The organism is Streptomyces sp. NPDC028308 (genome assembly GCF_055565855.1).
The window spans coordinates 222,987-241,518 of record NZ_JBVHTO010000017.1 but is presented as its reverse complement, the minus strand read 5'-3'; the positions used below and the strand labels follow the sequence as shown (position 1 = coordinate 241,518).

The 18,532-nt window shown below is 71.1% G+C and carries 13 protein-coding genes; 7 read left to right on the top strand and 6 right to left on the bottom strand.

The features are described 5' to 3' along the window. Positions 1-498, top strand: a 498-nt coding sequence (locus tag ACZ4VA_RS35400; protein WP_452925247.1) for an alpha-isopropylmalate synthase regulatory domain-containing protein, incomplete at its 5' end; no start/stop codon positions are given. Positions 499-575: 77 nt separating this feature from the next. Here the strand turns inward: ACZ4VA_RS35400 and ACZ4VA_RS35395 are convergent. Then, complete coding sequence (locus ACZ4VA_RS35395; RefSeq protein ID WP_468084017.1) at positions 576-2,462, bottom strand: ricin-type beta-trefoil lectin domain protein; 1,887 nt, start codon at positions 2,460-2,462, stop codon at positions 576-578. Between the two features lie 274 nt (positions 2,463-2,736). Between ACZ4VA_RS35395 and ACZ4VA_RS35390 the strand changes: the two genes are divergently transcribed. Both ACZ4VA_RS35390 and ACZ4VA_RS35385 read left to right on the top strand, forming a co-directional pair. Further along, on the top strand, positions 2,737-5,769 hold the full coding sequence (locus ACZ4VA_RS35390) for a glycoside hydrolase family 3 protein (RefSeq protein WP_468084015.1): 3,033 nt from the start codon (positions 2,737-2,739) through the stop codon (positions 5,767-5,769). A 166-nt stretch (positions 5,770-5,935) separates the two neighbouring features. Next, positions 5,936-7,300 carry a hypothetical protein gene (locus ACZ4VA_RS35385; protein ID WP_356243195.1) on the top strand — a complete coding sequence of 455 codons (1,365 nt, stop codon included), beginning with the start codon at positions 5,936-5,938 and terminating at the stop codon, positions 7,298-7,300. Positions 7,301-7,479: 179 nt separating this feature from the next. Here ACZ4VA_RS35385 and ACZ4VA_RS35380 read toward each other — a convergent pair whose 3' ends face one another. Then, the gene (locus tag ACZ4VA_RS35380; RefSeq protein WP_355790847.1) at positions 7,480-8,103 is read right to left on the bottom strand and encodes a YceI family protein; all 624 of its coding nucleotides are present in this window, start codon (positions 8,101-8,103) and stop codon (positions 7,480-7,482) included. Between the two features lie 295 nt (positions 8,104-8,398). Between ACZ4VA_RS35380 and ACZ4VA_RS35375 the strand changes: the two genes are divergently transcribed. The 4 genes from ACZ4VA_RS35375 (at position 8,399) to ACZ4VA_RS35360 (ending at position 13,307) form a co-directional block, all read left to right on the top strand. Beyond that, on the top strand, positions 8,399-8,896 hold the full coding sequence (locus ACZ4VA_RS35375) for a hypothetical protein (protein WP_355790850.1): 498 nt from the start codon (positions 8,399-8,401) through the stop codon (positions 8,894-8,896). A gap of 78 nt (positions 8,897-8,974) precedes the next feature. Next, complete coding sequence (locus ACZ4VA_RS35370; RefSeq protein WP_468084013.1) at positions 8,975-11,311, top strand: polysaccharide lyase 8 family protein; 2,337 nt, start codon at positions 8,975-8,977, stop codon at positions 11,309-11,311. A gap of 154 nt (positions 11,312-11,465) precedes the next feature. Next, positions 11,466-13,058: an acyl-CoA carboxylase subunit beta gene (locus tag ACZ4VA_RS35365; protein ID WP_356243188.1), complete on the top strand. Its 1,593-nt coding sequence runs from the start codon at positions 11,466-11,468 to the stop codon at positions 13,056-13,058. A 57-nt stretch (positions 13,059-13,115) separates the two neighbouring features. Continuing rightward, positions 13,116-13,307 carry an acyl-CoA carboxylase epsilon subunit gene (locus tag ACZ4VA_RS35360; protein WP_356171884.1) on the top strand — a complete coding sequence of 64 codons (192 nt, stop codon included), beginning with the start codon at positions 13,116-13,118 and terminating at the stop codon, positions 13,305-13,307. 158 nt (positions 13,308-13,465) lie between these two features. Here the strand turns inward: ACZ4VA_RS35360 and ACZ4VA_RS35355 are convergent, their stop codons facing one another. From ACZ4VA_RS35355 to ACZ4VA_RS35340, 4 genes are all read right to left on the bottom strand, one after another. Then, positions 13,466-14,047, bottom strand: a complete 582-nt coding sequence (locus ACZ4VA_RS35355) for a GTP-binding protein (RefSeq protein ID WP_121406158.1) — start codon at positions 14,045-14,047, stop codon at positions 13,466-13,468. Further along, positions 14,028-14,618 carry a DUF742 domain-containing protein gene (locus ACZ4VA_RS35350; protein WP_355786605.1) on the bottom strand — a complete coding sequence of 197 codons (591 nt, stop codon included), beginning with the start codon at positions 14,616-14,618 and terminating at the stop codon, positions 14,028-14,030. Before ACZ4VA_RS35350 ends, ACZ4VA_RS35355 begins: the two co-directional genes overlap by 20 nt. Before the next feature lie 94 nt (positions 14,619-14,712). Continuing rightward, positions 14,713-15,126 carry a roadblock/LC7 domain-containing protein gene (locus ACZ4VA_RS35345; protein ID WP_030948713.1) on the bottom strand — a complete coding sequence of 138 codons (414 nt, stop codon included), beginning with the start codon at positions 15,124-15,126 and terminating at the stop codon, positions 14,713-14,715. Between the two features lie 10 nt (positions 15,127-15,136). After that, positions 15,137-18,337, bottom strand: a complete 3,201-nt coding sequence (locus ACZ4VA_RS35340) for a nitrate- and nitrite sensing domain-containing protein (RefSeq protein WP_468084010.1) — start codon at positions 18,335-18,337, stop codon at positions 15,137-15,139. Positions 18,338-18,532: the final 195 nt, after the last annotated feature.

Sequence of the window (18,532 nt, the reverse complement as noted above, 5' to 3'; positions counted from 1 at the left end):
CGCGTCAAGGAACGCGAACTCCAGGGCTACACCTACGAAGCCGCCGACGCCTCCTTCGAACTCCTCCTGCGCGAAGAGGTGGAGGGCCGCGCCCGCACGTACTTCGAGGTCGAGTCCTGGCGCGCCATCGTGGAGGACCGCCCGGACGGCACCCACGCCAACGAGGCGACCGTGAAGCTCTTCGCCAAGGGCGAGCGCATCGTCGCGACGGCCGAGGGCAACGGCCCCGTCAACGCCCTCGACCGGGCCCTGCGGGTCGCCCTGGAGAAGATCTACCCCCAGCTCGCCCAGCTGGAGCTGGTCGACTACAAGGTCCGCATCCTGGAGGGCAAGCACGGCACGTCCTCCACCACCCGCGTCCTCATCTCCACGTCCGACGGCACGGGCGAATGGTCCACGGTCGGCGTCGCGGAGAACGTCATCGCCGCCTCCTGGCAGGCCCTGGAGGACGCGTACACGTACGGGCTGCTGCGCGCGGGTGTGGAACCGGCGGCCTGACCCCGGACGCCGGGCGGGCCGGGATGCCCGGCCCGCCCGGCGCGGGGACGCCGAGGCCGGCTCCACCCCGGCGTCCGCTACTGCAGACGCCACTTCTGGTTCGTCGCGCCCGTGCAGGTCCAGATCTGGATCCTCGTGCCATTGGCCGACGAATTGTCCGTCACGTCAAGGCACTTGTCGGCCGCCGTGTTCACCACGTCGCCGGTGGAGGCGTTGTACGACCAGCGCTGGGCCCCCGTGCCGTTGCAGTCGTAGAGCTGCACCTTGGCGCCGTCGGCGGTCGACGCCGAGGTGACGTCCAGGCACTTGCCGAGCGCCTGGACCGAGCCGTCGGCCTTCACCGTCCAGCGCTGGGCGGCCGAGCCGTTGCAGTCCTGGAGCTGGACGGCGGTACCGTTCGCGGAGGAACCGCCCGCCACGTCGAGGCACTTGCCCGCGAGCCCCACGAAGGTGCCCGTCCGGTCGCCGCCCCCGGCCTGCGTGCCGGACCAGGTGAACGTCGCCGACGTCTTGCCCGGCAGCGAGTAAGTGGCGTGCTGTGAACCCCAGTTGAGGGTCACCGTCTTCGCCGAGGACGCGTCGTTGTACGCGATCAGGGCCTTGGAGCCGTCCGGGTTGCGCCAGGCCACGTTCGGCACCGAAGCGCTCGCCGTGGACGCGATCCGCTGCGCGCCCGGCCGGACGAACTTCGTCAGGTGGCCCATCGTGTAGTACTCGACCGTGTAGTCGACCTGCCCGCTCTGCCCGTCGCCGTTGTGGACGGTGATCAGCCCCGAGCAGGTGCCGCAGCCGCCGTTGTGCGGACCCCGGTTCTGGTCCACGGCCAGCGACCACTTGGTCACCGACTTCGCCCAGTTCCGCGTGTAGTTGACGATGTCGAGCATGTCCTCGCGCTGCTGGTTGGCGATCCAGGTCCCGCCCGAGTGCTCGGTGCCGAAGGCGTCCAGTGACGGGTACTGGTTGTGCACGGCGGTCTGCTTGGCCACGTCGCCGCCGTAGCCGTGCCAGGCGATCCCGCCGAAGTTCGGGTGCGAACGGACCGCCGCGTCGTCCACCGTCTGGGCCGCGTAGGAGTCGTAGACGTCCCAGTTCCAGTCGTGCGCCAGCACCTTCGTGGACAGACCCGCCGCCTGGAGCTTGGGCAGGAGCTCGCTCTTGGTGAAGTAGGCGAGCCCGGAGGCGTTCCAGCTCATCGAGGGGTAACCGGCGCAGCACGTCGGCTCGTTCTGCGCGGTGACGTACGCGACCGGGATCCCCTGGTCGCGGTAGGCCTGGAGGTACTTCACGAAGTACGAGGCGTACGCGCCGTAGTTCTCCGCCTTCAGCCAGCCGCCGTTGAGCTGCCCGCTGTCCTTCATCCAGGCGGGCGCGGTCCACGGCGAGGCCATCACGGTCAGCGCCGGATTCAGATGGCGGGCCTGCTTCGTCAGCGGCACCACGTCGGCCAGGTCGTGTGCGATCGAGAACTCGGACAGGTCCGCGTCGGTCTGCCCGGCCGGCACGTCGTCGTAGGTGTAGCCGTAGCGGGCGAGGTCGGAGGCGCCCATGGGATTGCGCAGGAACGACAGCCCGATGCCGTCGGTGGGGGAGAACAGCTTGCGCATCGTCGCGTCCCGGGTGCTCTGCGAGAGGGCCCCGCTGCTGTTCATCAGCCAGGCCGCGGTGTCCGTGAAGGAGGCGCCTCCGCCGGTGAACGTCTGGTAGCGGGTGTTCTCGTCCACGGTGATGTTCTCGCCGCTTCCGCCGCTGCCCGCCTGGAAGGCGAAGGGCGTCTGCGCCTGCAGGCCGCGGGTGACATGGCGGCCGCCGGTGTCGTCCGTGGTGGTCAGGTAGGCGGTGACCTGCTCACCGGCGGCGTGCGCCGGCGCGGTGGCGACGGCGGTGAGGCCGGCGGTGGTGAGCAGCCCGGCGACGAGCAGCCGGGCCGCCCGGGTCGTTCTCCTCGTGGAGCGTGCGGTGTGCATGGTGCGCCGCCCTTCTGGGGGTGGGGGAGTGGGGCGTGCGACCCGTGAGTATTTGACGGCTGCCAGGGCTCGTCAAGGGGTTGCGCGTTCACAAGCCGAAGCGACAACGGCCCTGATCCGGACGGGACTTGCCCGTGTACCGGTTCTGGCGTGAAGTCTTGACGGCTCGGCGGGGCGCCAGTTAACTCACGCCGTGATCTAAGCCGTAAGAGGAACCTGATCGTCTCCGAGGAACGTGAGAGCCGAGAGGAAGCCCATGGGAAGGCTCGACCGGATGTCCGCGCGAAGAACCGCCCTGCTCGCCTGTGCCGCTCTGCTCACCGGACTGCTCCCGCTCACCGCGGCGGGGGCGGCCGCGGGCGCCGACGAACCGGCGCCCGTGCCCGTCGACACCTTCGAGGGCGAGGTCCCGTTCGCGAATCCGCCCGCCGAGGGCCTCTTCCCCTGGGGCGGCGACGCCGACGACCCGCCGCGGCTCGCCCTGACCGCCCGCGACGACGCCCCCCAGGGCGCCAAGGTCCTCACCGGCGGATACGACATCAGCGGATACGGCGGCTTCACCCACGACTTCGCCTTCGACAGCCCCGCCCACGACTGGTCGGCCCACAAGGGCATCCGGTTCTGGTGGGAGGGCCGGAACAACGGCAAGAAGATCAGCTTCGAGATCAAGGACGGCGGCGCCAACGGCGAGGCCTCCGAGCTGTGGACGACGTCCTTCACGGACGACTTCACCGGCTGGAAGCAGATCGAGATCCCCTTCACCGACTTCACCTATCGCACGGACTACCAGCCCGTCGGCGGTATCGACCAGGTCCTCGGCCTCACCGGCATGTGGGGGTACGCGCTCACCCTGCCGACCGGCGTCAAGGGCGACTTCGCCATGGACGGCGTCGAGCTGTACGGCAAGGGCGCCCAGTCCCTGCGGGCGAGCGTGGTCACCGACGCCGCCGTGCACACGGTCAAGGAAGGCGCCGCGGCCGACGTACGGATCTCCGTCGCCACCACCGGCTCCGTCCCGATCGACGAACCGGTCACCGTCGCCTACGAGACGGCCGGCGGCACCGCCGAGGCCGGCACCGACTACACCCGGGTCGCGGGTGAACTCACCTTCCCCGCGGGCACCGCCTCCGGCACCTCGCGCACGGTACGCGTCCCCACGCTCAAGGACCGGTCCGCCGAATCCGCCGAGACCGTCCCGCTCAAGCTGACCGTCACCGGCGCCAGGGCCCCCGCCGAGAACCCGCAGGTGGTGATCGACGCCCACGGACTGCCGTACCTGGACGCGAAGCTCCCCGTGAAGAAGCGGGTCGCCGACCTCGTCTCCCGGCTGTCCCTGGAGGAGAAGGCCGGGCAGATGACCCAGGCCGAGCGCGGCGCGCTCGGCACGCCCGGCGACATCGCCGCGTACGACCTCGGCTCGCTGCTCTCCGGCGGCGGCTCCACCCCGACCCCGAACGTGCCCGAGGCCTGGTCGAGGATGATCGACGCCTTCCAGCTCCGGGCCCGGGCCACGCGGTTCCAGATCCCGCTGATCTACGGGGTCGACGCGGTGCACGGCCACAACAACCTCTTCGGCGCGACGGTCATGCCGCACAACATCGGCATCGGCGCCACCCGTGACCCCCGGCTCGCCGAGCGGACCGGCGAGGTGACCGCGGCCGAGGTGCGGGCCACCGGCGTCCCGTGGGACTTCGCGCCCTGCCTGTGCGTCACGCGCGACGAGCGCTGGGGCCGCTCCTACGAGTCCTTCGGCGAGGACCCGGCCCTCGTCAAGTCGATGGAGACGGTCATCCAGGGTCTCCAGGGCGCCCGCGACGGCAGGGACCTGAAGGACGACGACCGCGTGCTGGCCACGGCCAAGCACTACGTCGGCGACGGCGGCACCGGTTACGGCTCCTCGGCCACCGGCTCCTACACCATCGACCAGGGCGTCACGAAGGTCACCCGCCAGGAGCTGGAGGCGGTGCACCTCGCGCCGTTCAAGACCGCCGTGGACCGGGGCGTCGGAACGGTCATGCCGTCCTACTCCTCGCTCGACATCATCGGCGACGACGCGGGCCCGGTGAAGATGCACGCCGACGCGGAGATGATCAACGGAGTCCTCAAGGACCGCATGGGCTTCGACGGCTTCGTCATCAGCGACTGGGCGGCCATCGACCAGATCCCCGGCGACTACGCCTCCGACGTCCGCACCTCGGTCAACGCCGGACTCGACATGATCATGGTCCCGTACGAGTACAAGAACTTCCGTACGACCCTGGTCGACGAGGTGAAGGCCGGCCGGATCAGCGAGCGGCGGGTGGACGACGCCGTGTCCCGCATCCTGGCGCAGAAGTTCAGGCTGGGCCTCTTCGAGAAGCCGTACGCGGACACCAGTGGGGCATCGAAGATCGGTTCGTCCGCCCACCGGGCCGTGGCCCGTCAGGCGGCGGCCGAGTCCCAGGTGCTGCTGAAGAACGCGGGCGGGGTGCTCCCGCTGAAGAAGTCCCAGAAGGTGTACGTCGCCGGTTCCAACGCCGACGACCTCGGCAACCAGACGGGAGGCTGGACCATCACCTGGCAGGGCGCGTCCGGGAAGATCACGGACGGCACCACCGTCCTCCAGGGCATGCGGAAGGCCGCCCCCGGCGCCAGGATCGACTACTCCAAGGACGCCTCGGCCCCGACCGACGGCTACGACGTGGGTGTGGTCGTCGTCGGCGAGACCCCGTACGCCGAGGGTGTCGGCGACGTCGGCAACGGCAACGACCTGGAGCTGACCGCCGCGGACAAGGCCGCCGTCGACAAGGTGTGCGGCGCCATGAAGTGCGTGGTGCTGACCGTCTCCGGCCGGCCCCAGCTGATCGGGGACCGGCTCGGTGACATCGACGCCCTGGTGGCGTCCTGGCTGCCGGGCACCGAGGGCGACGGCGTGGCCGACGTGCTCTACGGGAAGCGGGCCTTCACCGGACAGCTGCCCGTCACATGGCCGAAGTCCGAGGCCCAGCTGCCGATCAACGTCGGGGACGCCTCGTACGACCCGCAGTTCCCGTACGGCTGGGGTCTGACGACGCTGACGAAGGTCCCCGGGGGCGGCTCCGCGGCCCTGCGGGCCCTGGCCCTGGTGGCCGCCAAGGCCGAGCGGCTCGGCGCGGACGAGGCCGGACGCGCCGCCGTGACCAAGGCGCGGCTGCTCGTCCAGCAGAGGATCGGCACGAGGCTCACGCCGGCGACCGCCAAGCCCTTCGCCGACGCCGACCACCTGCTGCTCACCGGCCGCTACAAGGAGGCGGTGGCCAGGCTGACGACGGCGTACAAGTCGGCCTGACCCGCCGACCGGAACTCCGGAGGGGCCGCGACGCGGCCCCTCCGGAGCCACGTCCGGGCACCCCCGGTCCGCCGGTCGGCCCCGGCCTTCCGGTGAGCCGCGTCGGGAGCCGGCCCCGGCCGGCCAGGATGCCCGGTTCCGGGCGCGTTCGGGTAGCTTCGAAGGTATGAAGGCCGCACTGACCCGGGGCTTCCCCGGTCTGCTGATCGCGCTCGTCCTCGCCGCGCTGGCCGTGCTCTCCACCGGCGCGCCACCGGCCCACGCGGCCACCGACGTCTCGACGGTCGCGCGGGCACTGCGCGAGAACCCGGTCTACGTCGACCCGGCCGCCTCCGCCCAGTTGTCCGCGCAGGAGGCCGATGCCCTCTCCGAGAAGATCGAGAAGGCGGACAAGCCCGTCTTCGTGGCCGTCCTGCCCGCGGACTTCCCCACCCGCAGCCTCTTCGCGAACCTGCGCACCGCCACCGGGATCACCGGCCTGTACGCGATCAGGCTGGGTGACCGGTTCGATGCGCGCGCCGACTCCGCCGTGATGTCCCGCACGGCCGTCCGGAACCTCGTCACCAGCGTCCAGGACGAGGACACCGCGACCCAGCTGAACGACTTCACCGACCGCGCCCTCGCCTCCATCCGCGGTTCGGCCCCCGCGAGCTGGGGCTCCGGCGGCGGGGACGACGTGCCGGCCGGCGCGCTGATCACCGTCGGCGCGGTCGCCGTGGCGGGCGGCGCTGGCGCGTACACCCTCGTCCGCCGCAACCGGCGCCGCAAGGAGGAGGAGCAGCGGGCGGCCCTCGACCGGCTGCGCGTGGTCGTCGACGAGGACATCACGGCCTTCGGCGAGGAGCTGGACCGGCTCGACTTCCATCCCGGGGAGAAGGGCGCGGACGACGCGATGCGCGCGGACTACGAACGCGCGCTGGACGCCTACGAGCAGGCGAAACAGTCGATGGCCGCCGCCCGGCGGCCGGAGGACGTGCGCCCGGTCACCGAGTCCCTCCAGGACGGGCGCTACTCCCTCGCCGTGCTCGCCGCGCGCCGTGAGGGACGGCCGCTCCCCGAGCGCCGCGCCCCCTGCTTCTTCGATCCGCGCCACGGCCCTTCGGTCGCCGACGAGCCCTGGACCCCGCCGGGCGGTGCGCCTCGTGAGGTGCCCGTCTGCGCGGCGGACCGCACCCGTCTCGCCGAGGGCTTCGACCCGGCGGTCCGCGAGGTCGACACCGCGTACGGCCGCCGCCCGTACTGGGACGCCGGACCGGCCTACGGCCCCTGGGCCGGCGGCTATTTCGGCGGCGGCATCCTCCCGGGCCTGCTGATCGGCACGCTGCTGGGCAGCGCCATGTCCACCCCGTCCTACGCGTCGGACTACGGCTCCGGCTACGGCGACTTCGGTGCCGGCGGCTACGGCGGCTACGACGGCGGCGACGTCTCCGGCTCGAACTTCGACCCCGGTGATTTCGGCGGCGGTTTCGGGGACGGCGGGGGCGGCGACTTCGGCGGTGGCGGGGGAGGGGACTTCGGCGGCGGCTTCTGATCCGCCGCACACTGACGCACCGCACGCAGAACCGGGCCGGCCGTGGCTCCCCTTGAGGAGTCCCGGCCGGCCCGGTCGTGGTCGCGGCCGTCGTGCGAGCGGTGGCCGCTGACGCGAGCGCCCGCCCTCCGTGTACGGGGGAGTAACGAGGGCGGGCGCGTCCGGGGTGAGCGCCGGGGTCAGCCGGCGTTCTTGATCGCGGAGATGTCGAAGTTCAGCTTGATCTTGTCCGAGACCAGGACACCGCCGGTCTCCAGGGCCGCGTTCCAGGTGAGGCCCCACTCGGAGCGCAGGATCTCCGACTTGCCCTCGAAGCCGACGCGCTCGTTGCCGAACGGGTCCTTCGCGGCGCCGTTGAACTCCAGGTCGATGGTGAGCGGCCGGGTGGTGCCGAGGATCGACAGCTCGCCGGTGACCCGGTAGTCGTCGCCGCCCAGGGCCTCCACGGAGGAGGACCGGAAGGTCATCGCCGGGAACTCGTCGGTCTTGAAGAAGTCGGCGCTCTTGAGGTGGCCGTCGCGGTCGGCGTTGCCCGTGGCGACGCTGTCCATCCGGACGTCCAGCGAGACGGTGGACTTCGACGGGTCGGAACCGTCGAGGTGCAGCGTGCCCTCGAAGTCCTCGAAGCCGCCCTTGACGTTCGTGACCATGGCGTGGCGGGCGACGAAGCCGATCGTCGAGTGCGCCGGGTCGATCGTGTAGTCGCCGGTCAGCGCGGCCAGGTCGGCGGACGGCGCCGTCTCGGTCAGCGTGGCGGTGGCGGTGCTGGTGTCGTCGGTGTTCTTGCGGCCGAAGATGCCCATGTCCTGCTCCTTGGGGGACGGGTCGCGAGCCTCACGGAGGTCGCGACCGCGGAGTCTGTTTAACTTTCAACGAGGTCAACACGGACGACCGTAGACCTATTCCGTTCGGTTTTCAACATCATCCGGAGCGTGTTCATGGCGTTACGGTGCGTTTTGCCTGGGCGCCGCCGAAGGTTCCTCCAGCTGTGACGGTCCGCCCTCTGGTGGACACGCGTAGACCTCGGGCACCATCTCCCTGCTCCACCTGCACAGCCGCCCCCCAGCACGCACGGTCACCAGCAGGAAGGACATCCCCATGAAGATCCGCTCCGCCCTGACCGCCCTCGCCCTCGTGGTCGCCCCCGGCGTCGCCGTCGTGGGCACCGCGACCGACGCCTTCGCCGTCACCAAGATCAGCCACGCCACGGCCACCTCGATGTTCCGCGAGGTCGGCATCACCTGGTCCTCGTCCGGCAACTGCTCCGACCGCTACAACTCCACCTGCACGTCCTTCGAGCAGCTCAACCTCGCCACCGCGCAGGGCGCCCAGACCCTCAAGCGGGCCAGCGGCTGCGCGCTGAACATCACGGGCGGCACCGAGACCGGCCACGCGAGCGGCACGTACTCGCACTGGAACGGCTACAAGCTCGACTTCAGCAAGACCACCTGCGTCACCGGCTACGTCAAGAACAACTTCACCTACATCGGCCTGCGCGGCGACGGCGCCCCGCAGTACAAGTCGGGTTCCGGCAACATCTACGCGGACGAGGGCAACCACTGGGACGTCCTCTACTACAACTGCGGCGGCTGCTGACCCGGAGCCGGGCGTGCGGTGACGCACCCGGGCACCGCCACGCCTGGTTCCCCCGCGGGGGGTGAGGTGGTAGACGGCATGGGCATGACTTCGACTCGCCGCTCGTTCCTGCTCGCGGCCGCGCTCACGGCCACCGTCGCCGCCTCACCCCCCGCGGCCGCCGCCGGTGCCCCCGCGGCCGGCGACGAGTACGACGCCCTCCGCCTGCGCTGGCTCTCCCTCGCCCTCGGCACCGGATACGACGCGCGGGCGGAGCCGTACGCCTCCCGGCTCCGCGAGACCGGCGCACTCGCCCGCGGCTTCCGTACGACGATGGCGCCGGCACCCGGCTCCCTGTGGCCCGGCCTCCCCTTCGACCCGCCCGCCGGTATCACCCAGAGCCTCGGCAGGCTGTGGACGATGACCCAGGCCCACGTCCAGGACGGCACGGGCTCGACCGGCGACCCCGCGCTCCTCGCGGACGTCCTGCGCGGCCTCGACCACGTCCTCACGACGGTCTTCAACCCCTCGACCACCCGGTACGGCAACTGGTGGGAGTGGCAGATCGGCAGCCCCCGGCTCCTCATGGACATCGTCGCCGCCCTGTACGACCGGCTGACCGAGGCGCAGCGGGCGGCGGCCTGCGCGGCCGTCGACCACTTCGTCCCGGACGCGATGCTCCTCGACTACTCCGGCACCTCGACCGGCGCCAACCGCGTCGACCTGTGCCGCTCGGTCGCCCTGCGCGGCATCCTCGGCCGGGACCCCGGCAGGATCGCGCTCGCCCGGGACGCCCTCTCGCCGGTCTTCCCGTACGTGACGCGGGGCGACGGCCTCTACGCCGACGGCTCGTTCGTCCAGCACACCTGGGTGGCCTACTCGGGGACGTACGGGCAGGTCATGCTCGACGGGCTCGGCCGGCTCTTCGCGCTGCTGGCCGGGTCCTCCTGGGAGGTGACCGACCCGGCCCGGCAGGTCGTCCTCGACAGTGTCGAGCACGCCTACGCGCCGCTCATCCACGACGGCCTGGTGATGGACAGCGTCAACGGCAGGGCCGTCAGCCGCGGCTACCTGAAGAGCGACGACCGGCACGTCCTGCGCAGCGACCACTTCCACGGTCAGGGCCTGATCGCCGCGATCGCGCTGCTGGCCGAGGGCGCCGGCGCCGCCGAACGGGAGCGCTGGCACGCGCGGATCAAGGGCTGGATCGAGCGCGACACGGTGACCCCGGTCCTCACCGCCCCCCAGTTCGGGGTGGCCGACCTGGCGCGGCTGCACGCCATCGCCGACTCCGCCGCCGTGGCCGCGCCCGAACCCACCGGGCACCGGCTCTTCGCCGCGATGGACCGCGCCGTGCACCGCGGCCCCGGCTTCGCGGCGAACCTCTCGATGGCCTCCGAGCGCATCGCGTACTACGAGTGCGGCAACGGCGAGAACCCGCGCGGCTGGCACACCGGTGCCGGGATGCTGCTCTGGTGGGCGGGGGCCTCCGGCCAGTACACGGACTGGTACTGGCCGACGGTGGACTGGTACCGGCTGCCCGGCACCACCGCCTCCACCCGTCGCCTGGCCGACCGGGAGGGCGGCGAGTGGGGCGCGGCGCGGCCCGCCACGGCCTGGGTCGGCGGCACGACCGACGGCTCCTGTGCCGCCGTGGGCCAGCACCTGCGGGGCCTCGGCTCCACGCTGGAGGCGCGCAAGTCGTGGTTCTGCCTGCCGGACGCGCTGATCTGCCTCGGCGCCGGCATCACCGCCACCGACGGGGTCCCGGTCGAGACGGTGGTGGACAACCGCAACCTGGGGGAGGACGGCACCGCGAGGCTCACGGCCGGCGGGCGCTGGGCGCACCTCGACGGCCACGGCGGATGGGTCTTCCCCGGCCCCCGGGGCACGGCGGCGCTGCGCACCCTGCGCGAGGACCGCACGGGCGCCTGGTCCGACATCAACACCACGAGCACGACGGAGCGGCGCACCCGGCGCTGGCAGACGCTCTGGCTCGACCACGGCACCGACCCCGTCGACGCCGCGTACGTGTACGTGCTGATGCCCGGCGCCTCCCGGCACGCGGTCGCGGCGCGCGCCGCCGACCGGAACTGGCTGTCGGTACTCGCCAACGACGCCCGCCGCCAGGCCGTGCACGTCGGCTCCCTCGGTCTGACCGCCGCGAACTTCTGGACGGCCGGTACGGCGGGCCCGCTCACCTCCACGGCGGGCGCGAGCGTGCTGGTGCGCCGGCGGGGCCGCACCGCCACCCTCTGCGTGAGCGAACCGCCGCGCACCGGCGAGGCCCTGGAGATCACCTGGGACCGGCCGGTGGGCCGGGTCCTCAGGGCGGACCCCGGGGTGGAGATCCTCGCGACAGGCCGCCGTCTGGCGCTGCGCGTCACTCCGGGGAGGGCATGTGCCACCCGTGAATGTGAGGTGACTCTCAGCTGACGGGATTGTGCGACCTCTACAAGCCGAAGGCCCTCTGAGCAGTCGGATCGCCTGCGTCCGGTCCGGGTTCTGTCAGGTGGTACCAGGAAAACAGCCCGGAGACTGTACGGAGTCGACGGCCCGGTTTCCTTGGTGGACTTCGTAAGGTCACTACATGACCGTTTTGGACGACGCTGGACCTGCCGGGAGCGAACCCACTGACGCGCGCGGACGCGTGGCCGAACTGCACGCGATCCGTGCGCAGGCGCTGCGGGGTCCCAGCGACAAGGCGACCGAGGCCCAGCACGCCAAGGGCAAGCTGACCGCCCGCGAGCGCATCGAGCTGCTGCTGGACCCCGGGTCCTTCCAGGAGGTCGAGCAGCTGCGCCGGCACCGGGCGACCGGGTTCGGCCTGGAGGCCAAGAAGCCGTACACGGACGGTGTCATCACCGGCTGGGGCACGGTGGAGGGCCGTACGGTCTTCGTCTACGCCCATGACTTCCGCATCTTCGGCGGCGCGCTGGGCGAGGCCCACGCCACCAAGATCCACAAGATCATGGACATGGCCATCGCGGCCGGGGCGCCGCTGGTGTCCCTGAACGACGGCGCCGGCGCCCGTATCCAGGAGGGCGTCTCGGCGCTCGCCGGGTACGGCGGCATCTTCCAGCGCAACACCCGGGCCTCCGGGGTCATCCCGCAGATCTCGGTGATGCTCGGCCCGTGCGCGGGCGGCGCCGCCTACAGCCCCGCCCTCACGGACTTCGTGTTCATGGTCCGCGAGACCTCGCAGATGTTCATCACCGGCCCGGACGTCGTCAAGGCGGTCACCGGCGAGGAGATCACGCAGAACGGCCTCGGCGGCGCCGACGTGCACGCCGAGACCTCCGGCGTCTGCCACTTCGCCTACGACGACGAGGAGACGTGCCTCGCCGAGGTGCGCTACCTGCTGTCGATGCTCCCGCAGAACAACCGGGAGAACCCGCCGACGACCCACTCCGAGGACCCCGCCGAGCGCCGCTCGGAGGTCCTGCTGGACCTGGTCCCGGCGGACGGCAACCGGCCGTACGACATGACCAAGGTCATCGAGGAACTCGTCGACGACGGCGACTACCTGGAGATCCACGAGCGCTGGGCGCGCAACATCATCTGCGCGCTGGCGCGGCTCGACGGCCGGGTCGTCGGCATCGTCGCCAACCAGCCGCAGAGCCTCGCCGGCGTCCTCGACATCGAGGCCTCGGAGAAGGCCGCGCGCTTCGTGCAGATGTGCGACGCGTTCAACATCCCGATCGTCACCCTTCTGGACGTCCCCGGCTTCCTCCCGGGCGTCGACCAGGAGCACGGTGGGATCATCCGCCACGGCGCGAAGCTCCTTTACGCCTACTGCAACGCCACCGTGCCGCGGATCTCGCTGATCCTGCGCAAGGCCTACGGAGGTGCGTACATCGTCATGGATTCCCAGTCCATCGGCGCCGACCTCACCTACGCCTGGCCGACGAACGAGATCGCCGTCATGGGCGCCGAGGGTGCCGCCAACGTCATCTTCCGCCGCCAGATCGCCGAGGCCGAGGACCCCGAGGCCATGCGGGCCCGCATGGTCAAGGAGTACAAGTCCGAGCTGATGCACCCGTACTACGCGGCCGAGCGGGGCCTGGTCGACGACGTCATCGACCCGGCCGAGACCCGCGAGGTGCTCATCCGCTCGCTGGCGATGCTCCACAGCAAGCACGCGGACCTGCCCTCCCGCAAGCACGGCAACCCCCCGCAGTAACCCCGCGGACCCTCCGCGGTGCCCCCGCGGAAACCTCTCTCACGGAGACTGAGACCTATGAGCACCCCTGACATCCGCGTCGAGAAGGGCCACGCCGAGCCCGAGGAGGTCGCCGCCATCACGGCGATCCTCCTGGCCCGCGCCGCAGCCGCGCCCGCCGACGTCCCGGTCCACCGCGGCCGCCGCCGGGCCGGCTGGCGCCGCCTGGAGCGCGAGCCCGGCTTCCGCGCCCCGCACAGCTGGCGCTAGCCGCCGACCGCTCACCGAGCACACCGAGCACCCTGAGAGGGCCCGTTCCGCCACGGAACGGGCCCTCTCGGCATGCGCCGGGCCCCCGGGGCACGGCACACGACAGGGGGCGCCCTCTCCGGCGGAGAGGGCGCCCCCTGGCTGCGGTGCGGCCGCGCCTAGCGCAGGCGGGCCATCAGCGCGTGCTCCACGAGCGTGATGAGCGTCGACTTGGCGTCGGCGCGGTGCCGGGCGTCCGTCGTGATGATCGGGGTGTCGGGGCCGATCTGCAGCGCCTCCCGGACCTCGTCGGGGCCGTACGGCTGGTTGCCGTCGAAGCCGTTGAGGGCGATGACGAACGGCAGGCCGCTGTTTTCGAAGTAGTCCACAGCCGGGAAGCAGTCGGCGAGCCTCCGGGTGTCCACGAGAACCACGGCACCGATGGCGCCGCGGACCAGGTCGTCCCACATGAACCAGAAGCGGTCCTGTCCGGGGGTGCCGAACAGGTAAAGGATCAGGTCCTGGTCCAGGGTGATACGGCCGAAGTCCATGGCGACGGTCGTCGTCGTCTTGTCTCCGGTGTGGGTGAGGTCGTCGATGCCCGCGGATGCGGACGTCATGACGGCCTCGGTGCGCAGCGGGTTGATCTCCGAGACGGCGCCGACGAACGTGGTCTTGCCCACGCCGAAGCCGCCCGCCACCACGATCTTCGCGGACGTGGTGGAGCGGGAAGGCCCTCCGCTAGAGCTTGCGAAGTCCACTGAGCACCCTTTCGAGCAAAGTCACGTCTGGCTGACCGCCGGCGTTCTCGTCGCCGCCGGGCTGATGGATGGCGACCAGGCCCGCCTCCGCCAAGTCGGCGACGAGAATCCTGGCCACGCCGAGGGGGATCGTCAGGAGCGCCGAGACCTCGGCCACCGACTTGATCTCTCGGCAGAGATTGCAGATCCGCTGATGCTCGGGCAACTGGCCCTGCATCTGGTGCGGCTGAGCGGTGGTGTGCACCAGCGCCTCGATGGCGAGCTGGTAGCGGGGCCTGGTACGGCCGCCCGTCATGGCGTACGGACGTACCAGCGGGTTCGACGCCGCGGGCGCCGGCTCGGGTGCGCGTCGCTGCGGCTGCACGGGCTGGATGCGCGGCGCCGGCGGCTGGTCGTACGGCGAGGGACCGGGGCCCTGGGGGCCCTGGGGCGCGTACGGCTGACGCCGGTGGCTCGGTGCGGAGGGGAAGTTGTACCGGTTCGGGTTCTGCGAACCCTCACCCTGACCCTGCCCCTGGTTGGGGCCGTAGGACCAGTTACCCGAAGACGAATTGCCTGGGGGTGTTGCCACTTTCTCCTCCTCCGACTGTGCCGGGCACCCATCACCGTGATGCCGCGTCCCGAAACCTTATGGCCTGAGGACGCCAAAACGCACCGTCTGTCTGTTAGTTGAGAAGGCTCCCCTGGAGCTCCGCACGGAGATCCGGGGTCAGAACCGTGCCCGCACGGTCCACGAGAAGCGCCATCTCGTACCCGATGAGGCCGATGTCCGCTTCGGGATGTGCGAGGACCGCGAGCGACGAACCGTCGGAAATGGACATCAGGAAGAGGAATCCCCGCTCCATCTCCACAACCGTCTGGTTCACGCTGCCACCCTCGAAGATGCGGGAGGCACCCGCGGTCAACGAGGTAAGTCCGGACGCGACGGCCGCCAGCTGGTCGGCGCGGTCACGCGGAAAGCCTTCGGACATCGCCAGAAGGAGTCCGTCGGCGGAGACCACCACCGTGTGCGACACCCCGGGGGTGTTGTCCACGAAGTTGGTGATCAACCAGTTCAGGTTCTGTGCCGCCTGGCTCATCGGGCTCACACTAACGCTCCTGGTTGTAGGTGCTGTCAGGCCCACTGCGGTGATTCCCAGTGGCCTGGCCGTTCGTGTCACTACCTGCATTGCGTCCCCGCTCGACGCCCCGGCGCAGATTGCTCAGCCTGCCCCGGACGTCCTCGGGAGCGCGGGAGACCTGGGGGCCGCCCTGGGGGGTCGACTCGGCGGTTCCCTCGACCAGATTGGCCTTGGGCACCCGCCGGGGCAGACCCGAGGACGTGACCCCGCCCGCCTTGGGCTTGCGGAGCTGCTCGGCGCGCTGCCACCGGTCGTCGTTCGACGAGCGCCAGTCGCCGTTGCTCTGCGCGGCAGCGGGCGGATCCTGGTTCACGCGCTGCTGGCCGTCGTCCCCGCTCCCGGTGGATCCGCGGCGGGGAAGTCCGGCGTCGGTCAGCTCGTGGACGGCGGAGGGTGCCGGTCCCGGACGCTCGAAGCCTACGCGGTCCCGCTCGCTGACGTCAGCGGCCTGCGACGATTCCGTTTCCGGAGCGTACTCGGACCGGTACCCGCCCTGGTAATCGTCCTGCTGTGGCCAGTCGTCCTGGTAGGACTGCTCTTCGAAGGCCGAGAACGTCTCCGAGGCGGCACCGCGGCCGGTGGGCCGCTCCTCCTGGACGGGCTCCTGGTACGAGGGTTCCGGATAGCCGCCGTTCGACGGGAAGTACGTCTCGTCGTACGCAGGCTGCTGCTGTCCCTCGTACGCCGTCTGCTGGTCGTACGTCGTCTGCTGGTCCTCGTACGTGCCCTGCCCGTTGTCGTACCCGGGCTGCTGACCGCTGTCGTACGGGTGCTGCTGGGCGTCGAAGCCGTCCTGGTACCGGGGGGCCTCGATGGCCTCCGGACCCTGCGCCTGCGCCTCAAGGGCCGCACGGCGCTCCTCGCGCATCAGCGAGCGGCCGACGGGGTCCAGCTCCCGGATGTCGTCCGGGACCTCGTAGCGGCTGTCGTCGAAGCCGAGCTCGGCCGCCGTGCGCATCGGCTGGCCCTGGAAGGGCTCGCCCTGGAACGACTGCTGCTCGGGGATGATCTGCGAGACGGTGAACTCGTCGCGCTGCATCTGCTGCTCGCCGCCGCCACCGTGGGTGATCGCGTCGGGGAGCATGACCAGCGAGGTGGTGCCGGCCTGCTCGCCCGAGGGGCGCAGCTGGACGCGGATGCCGTGCCGGTCGGACAGCCGTCCGACCACGAACAGGCCCATGCGCTGGGAGATCGCGACGTCCACGGTCGGCGGGTTGGCCAGCTTGTGGTTGATGTCGGCGAAGTCCTCGGCGGTGAGGCCGATGCCCTTGTCGTGGATCTCGACCATGATGCGGCCGTCGGGCAGCCGGGTCGCGGTGACGCGGACCTTGGTCTGCGGGGAGGAGAACGTGGTCGCGTTCTCCAGCAGCTCGGCCAGCAGGTGCACGAGGTCGGTCACGGCGCGGCCGTGGATCTCGGCCTCCGGGACGCCGGACAGCTCGATGCGCTCGTACTGCTCCACCTCGGAGGAGGCGGCGCGCAGCACGTCGACGAGGGGGACCGGCTGGTCCCAGCGGCGGCCCGGCTCCTCGCCGGCGAGGACCAGGAGGTTCTCGCCGTTGCGGCGCATACGGGTCGCGAGGTGGTCCAGGCGGAAGAGGTTCTCCAGCTGGTCCGGGTCGGCCTCGTTGTTCTCCAGGTCCGTGATCAGGGTCAGCTGGCCCTCGATCAGGGACTGGTTGCGGCGCGACAGGTTCGTGAAGATCGCGTTGATGTTGCCCCGCAGGAGGGCCTGCTCGGCGGCGAGCCGGACGGCCTCGCGGTGGACCTGGTCGAAGGCGCGGGCGACTTCGCCGATCTCGTCCGTCGTGGTGATCGGGATCGGCGTGACCCGGGTGTCGACGCGTCCGGGGTCGGTGCGCGAGAGCTGGTCGACCAGCATCGGCAGGCGCTGCTCGGCGACCGCGAAGGCGGCGTTGCGCAGCTGGCGCATCGAGCGGCTCATCTGGCGGGCCACCATGCCGGCCAGGATGAAGGCGGCCAGCAGGGCGACGACCACGGCGGCACCGGTGATGATCGCGTCGCGCTTGGCGTCGTCGGCGATGCCGGAGGCCTCGGTCACGGCCTTGTCGGCGAGGTCCGACTCGATCGTGCGGTAGGCGTTGAACTTGGCGGTGTTGACCGCCCACCAGTTCTGGGCGGTGATGCCCTTGGTGGCGAGCGCCTGGCGTTCCGCGGGGTCCGTGGACGACAGCTTCGCGAGGGCCGAGACCATCGCGGTGGGCTCGGACGGCGGCGGTACGTAGGTCTTGCCCTCGGCCTGGGCGGCCGCGGCCGCCTCCTTGGCCTGGTTCTCGCCGTCGGCCTGGAGCTTCTTCTTGGCCGCGTCGAGCTTGGCCGCGTCGGCCGCGGTGCCACCGCCGATGTACTCCTCGACGGCGATGCCCTCGAGGTAGGCGTAGGAGGACAGGGCGACGCGCTGGCTCGTCAGGCTGCCGTTGCCCGGACCGGGCTTGACCAGCAGGTGCGTGCCGATGGACCGCTCCAGGGACAGGGCGGCCTTGGTGAGCGAGATCGCGTAGACGGTCCGGCCGTAGCTGGTGATGTTTCCGGTGCCGAGACCCAGCTCGTTGGCGAACTCCATCAGCGGGTGCTGGATCTGGACGTAGCCCTCTTCGGTCTTCACGCCGGGGAGCTTGCTCGTGTACGCGTTCTTGCGCAGGGTGACCAGGGTGGGCTCGACCTTGCGGAACAGTCCGAGCCGGCGCTCCAGGCCCGGCTTGTCGGGCATGTTCCGGGCGGCCTCGTCGAAGGCGTCGGCGGCCCGGTTCGTGGCGGCGCGGGCCTTGACCACGTCCGCGTTCTTCTCGCCCGCGCCGCCCAGCAGCGGGGCGGCGGTGAGGTCGCGTTCCTCGATGAGCTGGTTGGCGTAGGTCAGGGAGGCCCGCACGAGGCGTGCGGTGTTCTGCGCGTCCTCGGCCTCCTGCCAGGTGTCGATCGAGCTCTTCACCTGGAAGCCGCCCATGACCAGGCCGACCAGCACGGGTATGAGCAGGATCGCGTTCAGCCGGGTCGGCACGCGCCAGTTGCGCGGGGAGAGACGACCGCCGCTCGGGGCGGGCGCCGCCGTCGGCTCGGGGCCGGACACTTGTGCGGGCGCCGCTCCGCGCGGCGGCGGGGTGAAGTTGCCCCGTGCCGACGGCTCGGGACCGTTCTTGCTTCGCCTCACTCGACCAACAACCTCTCGGCGTCGGCACCTACGTTGTGCCGCGGTGTCTCCAGCGCCCTGTCTACTGGGCAGTTCAGGCATTCCAGCACGTCAGGCAGCGCTCTTCCAAACACTCGGAACCCAACATTCCGTGTGATGTAAGCCCTAGATAAAACGGTCATAAAGAACGAGCCCCGTCAAATGGCGGGGCGTTCA

Excerpts from the sequence above, each read along its gene's own strand:
- ACZ4VA_RS35380 (WP_355790847.1), bottom strand. The coding sequence starts at position 8,103 with ATGGGCATCTTCGGCCGCAAGAACACCGACGACACCAGCACCGCCACC.
- ACZ4VA_RS35390 (WP_468084015.1), top strand. The coding sequence starts at position 2,737 with ATGTCCGCGCGAAGAACCGCCCTGCTCGCCTGTGCCGCTCTGCTCACC.
- ACZ4VA_RS35360 (WP_356171884.1), top strand. The coding sequence starts at position 13,116 with ATGAGCACCCCTGACATCCGCGTCGAGAAGGGCCACGCCGAGCCCGAG.
- ACZ4VA_RS35370 (WP_468084013.1), top strand. The coding sequence starts at position 8,975 with ATGGGCATGACTTCGACTCGCCGCTCGTTCCTGCTCGCGGCCGCGCTC.
- ACZ4VA_RS35365 (WP_356243188.1), top strand. The coding sequence starts at position 11,466 with ATGACCGTTTTGGACGACGCTGGACCTGCCGGGAGCGAACCCACTGAC.
- ACZ4VA_RS35385 (WP_356243195.1), top strand. The coding sequence starts at position 5,936 with ATGAAGGCCGCACTGACCCGGGGCTTCCCCGGTCTGCTGATCGCGCTC.
- ACZ4VA_RS35375 (WP_355790850.1), top strand. The coding sequence starts at position 8,399 with ATGAAGATCCGCTCCGCCCTGACCGCCCTCGCCCTCGTGGTCGCCCCC.
- ACZ4VA_RS35395 (WP_468084017.1), bottom strand. The coding sequence starts at position 2,462 with ATGCACACCGCACGCTCCACGAGGAGAACGACCCGGGCGGCCCGGCTG.
- ACZ4VA_RS35345 (WP_030948713.1), bottom strand. The coding sequence starts at position 15,126 with ATGAGCCAGGCGGCACAGAACCTGAACTGGTTGATCACCAACTTCGTG.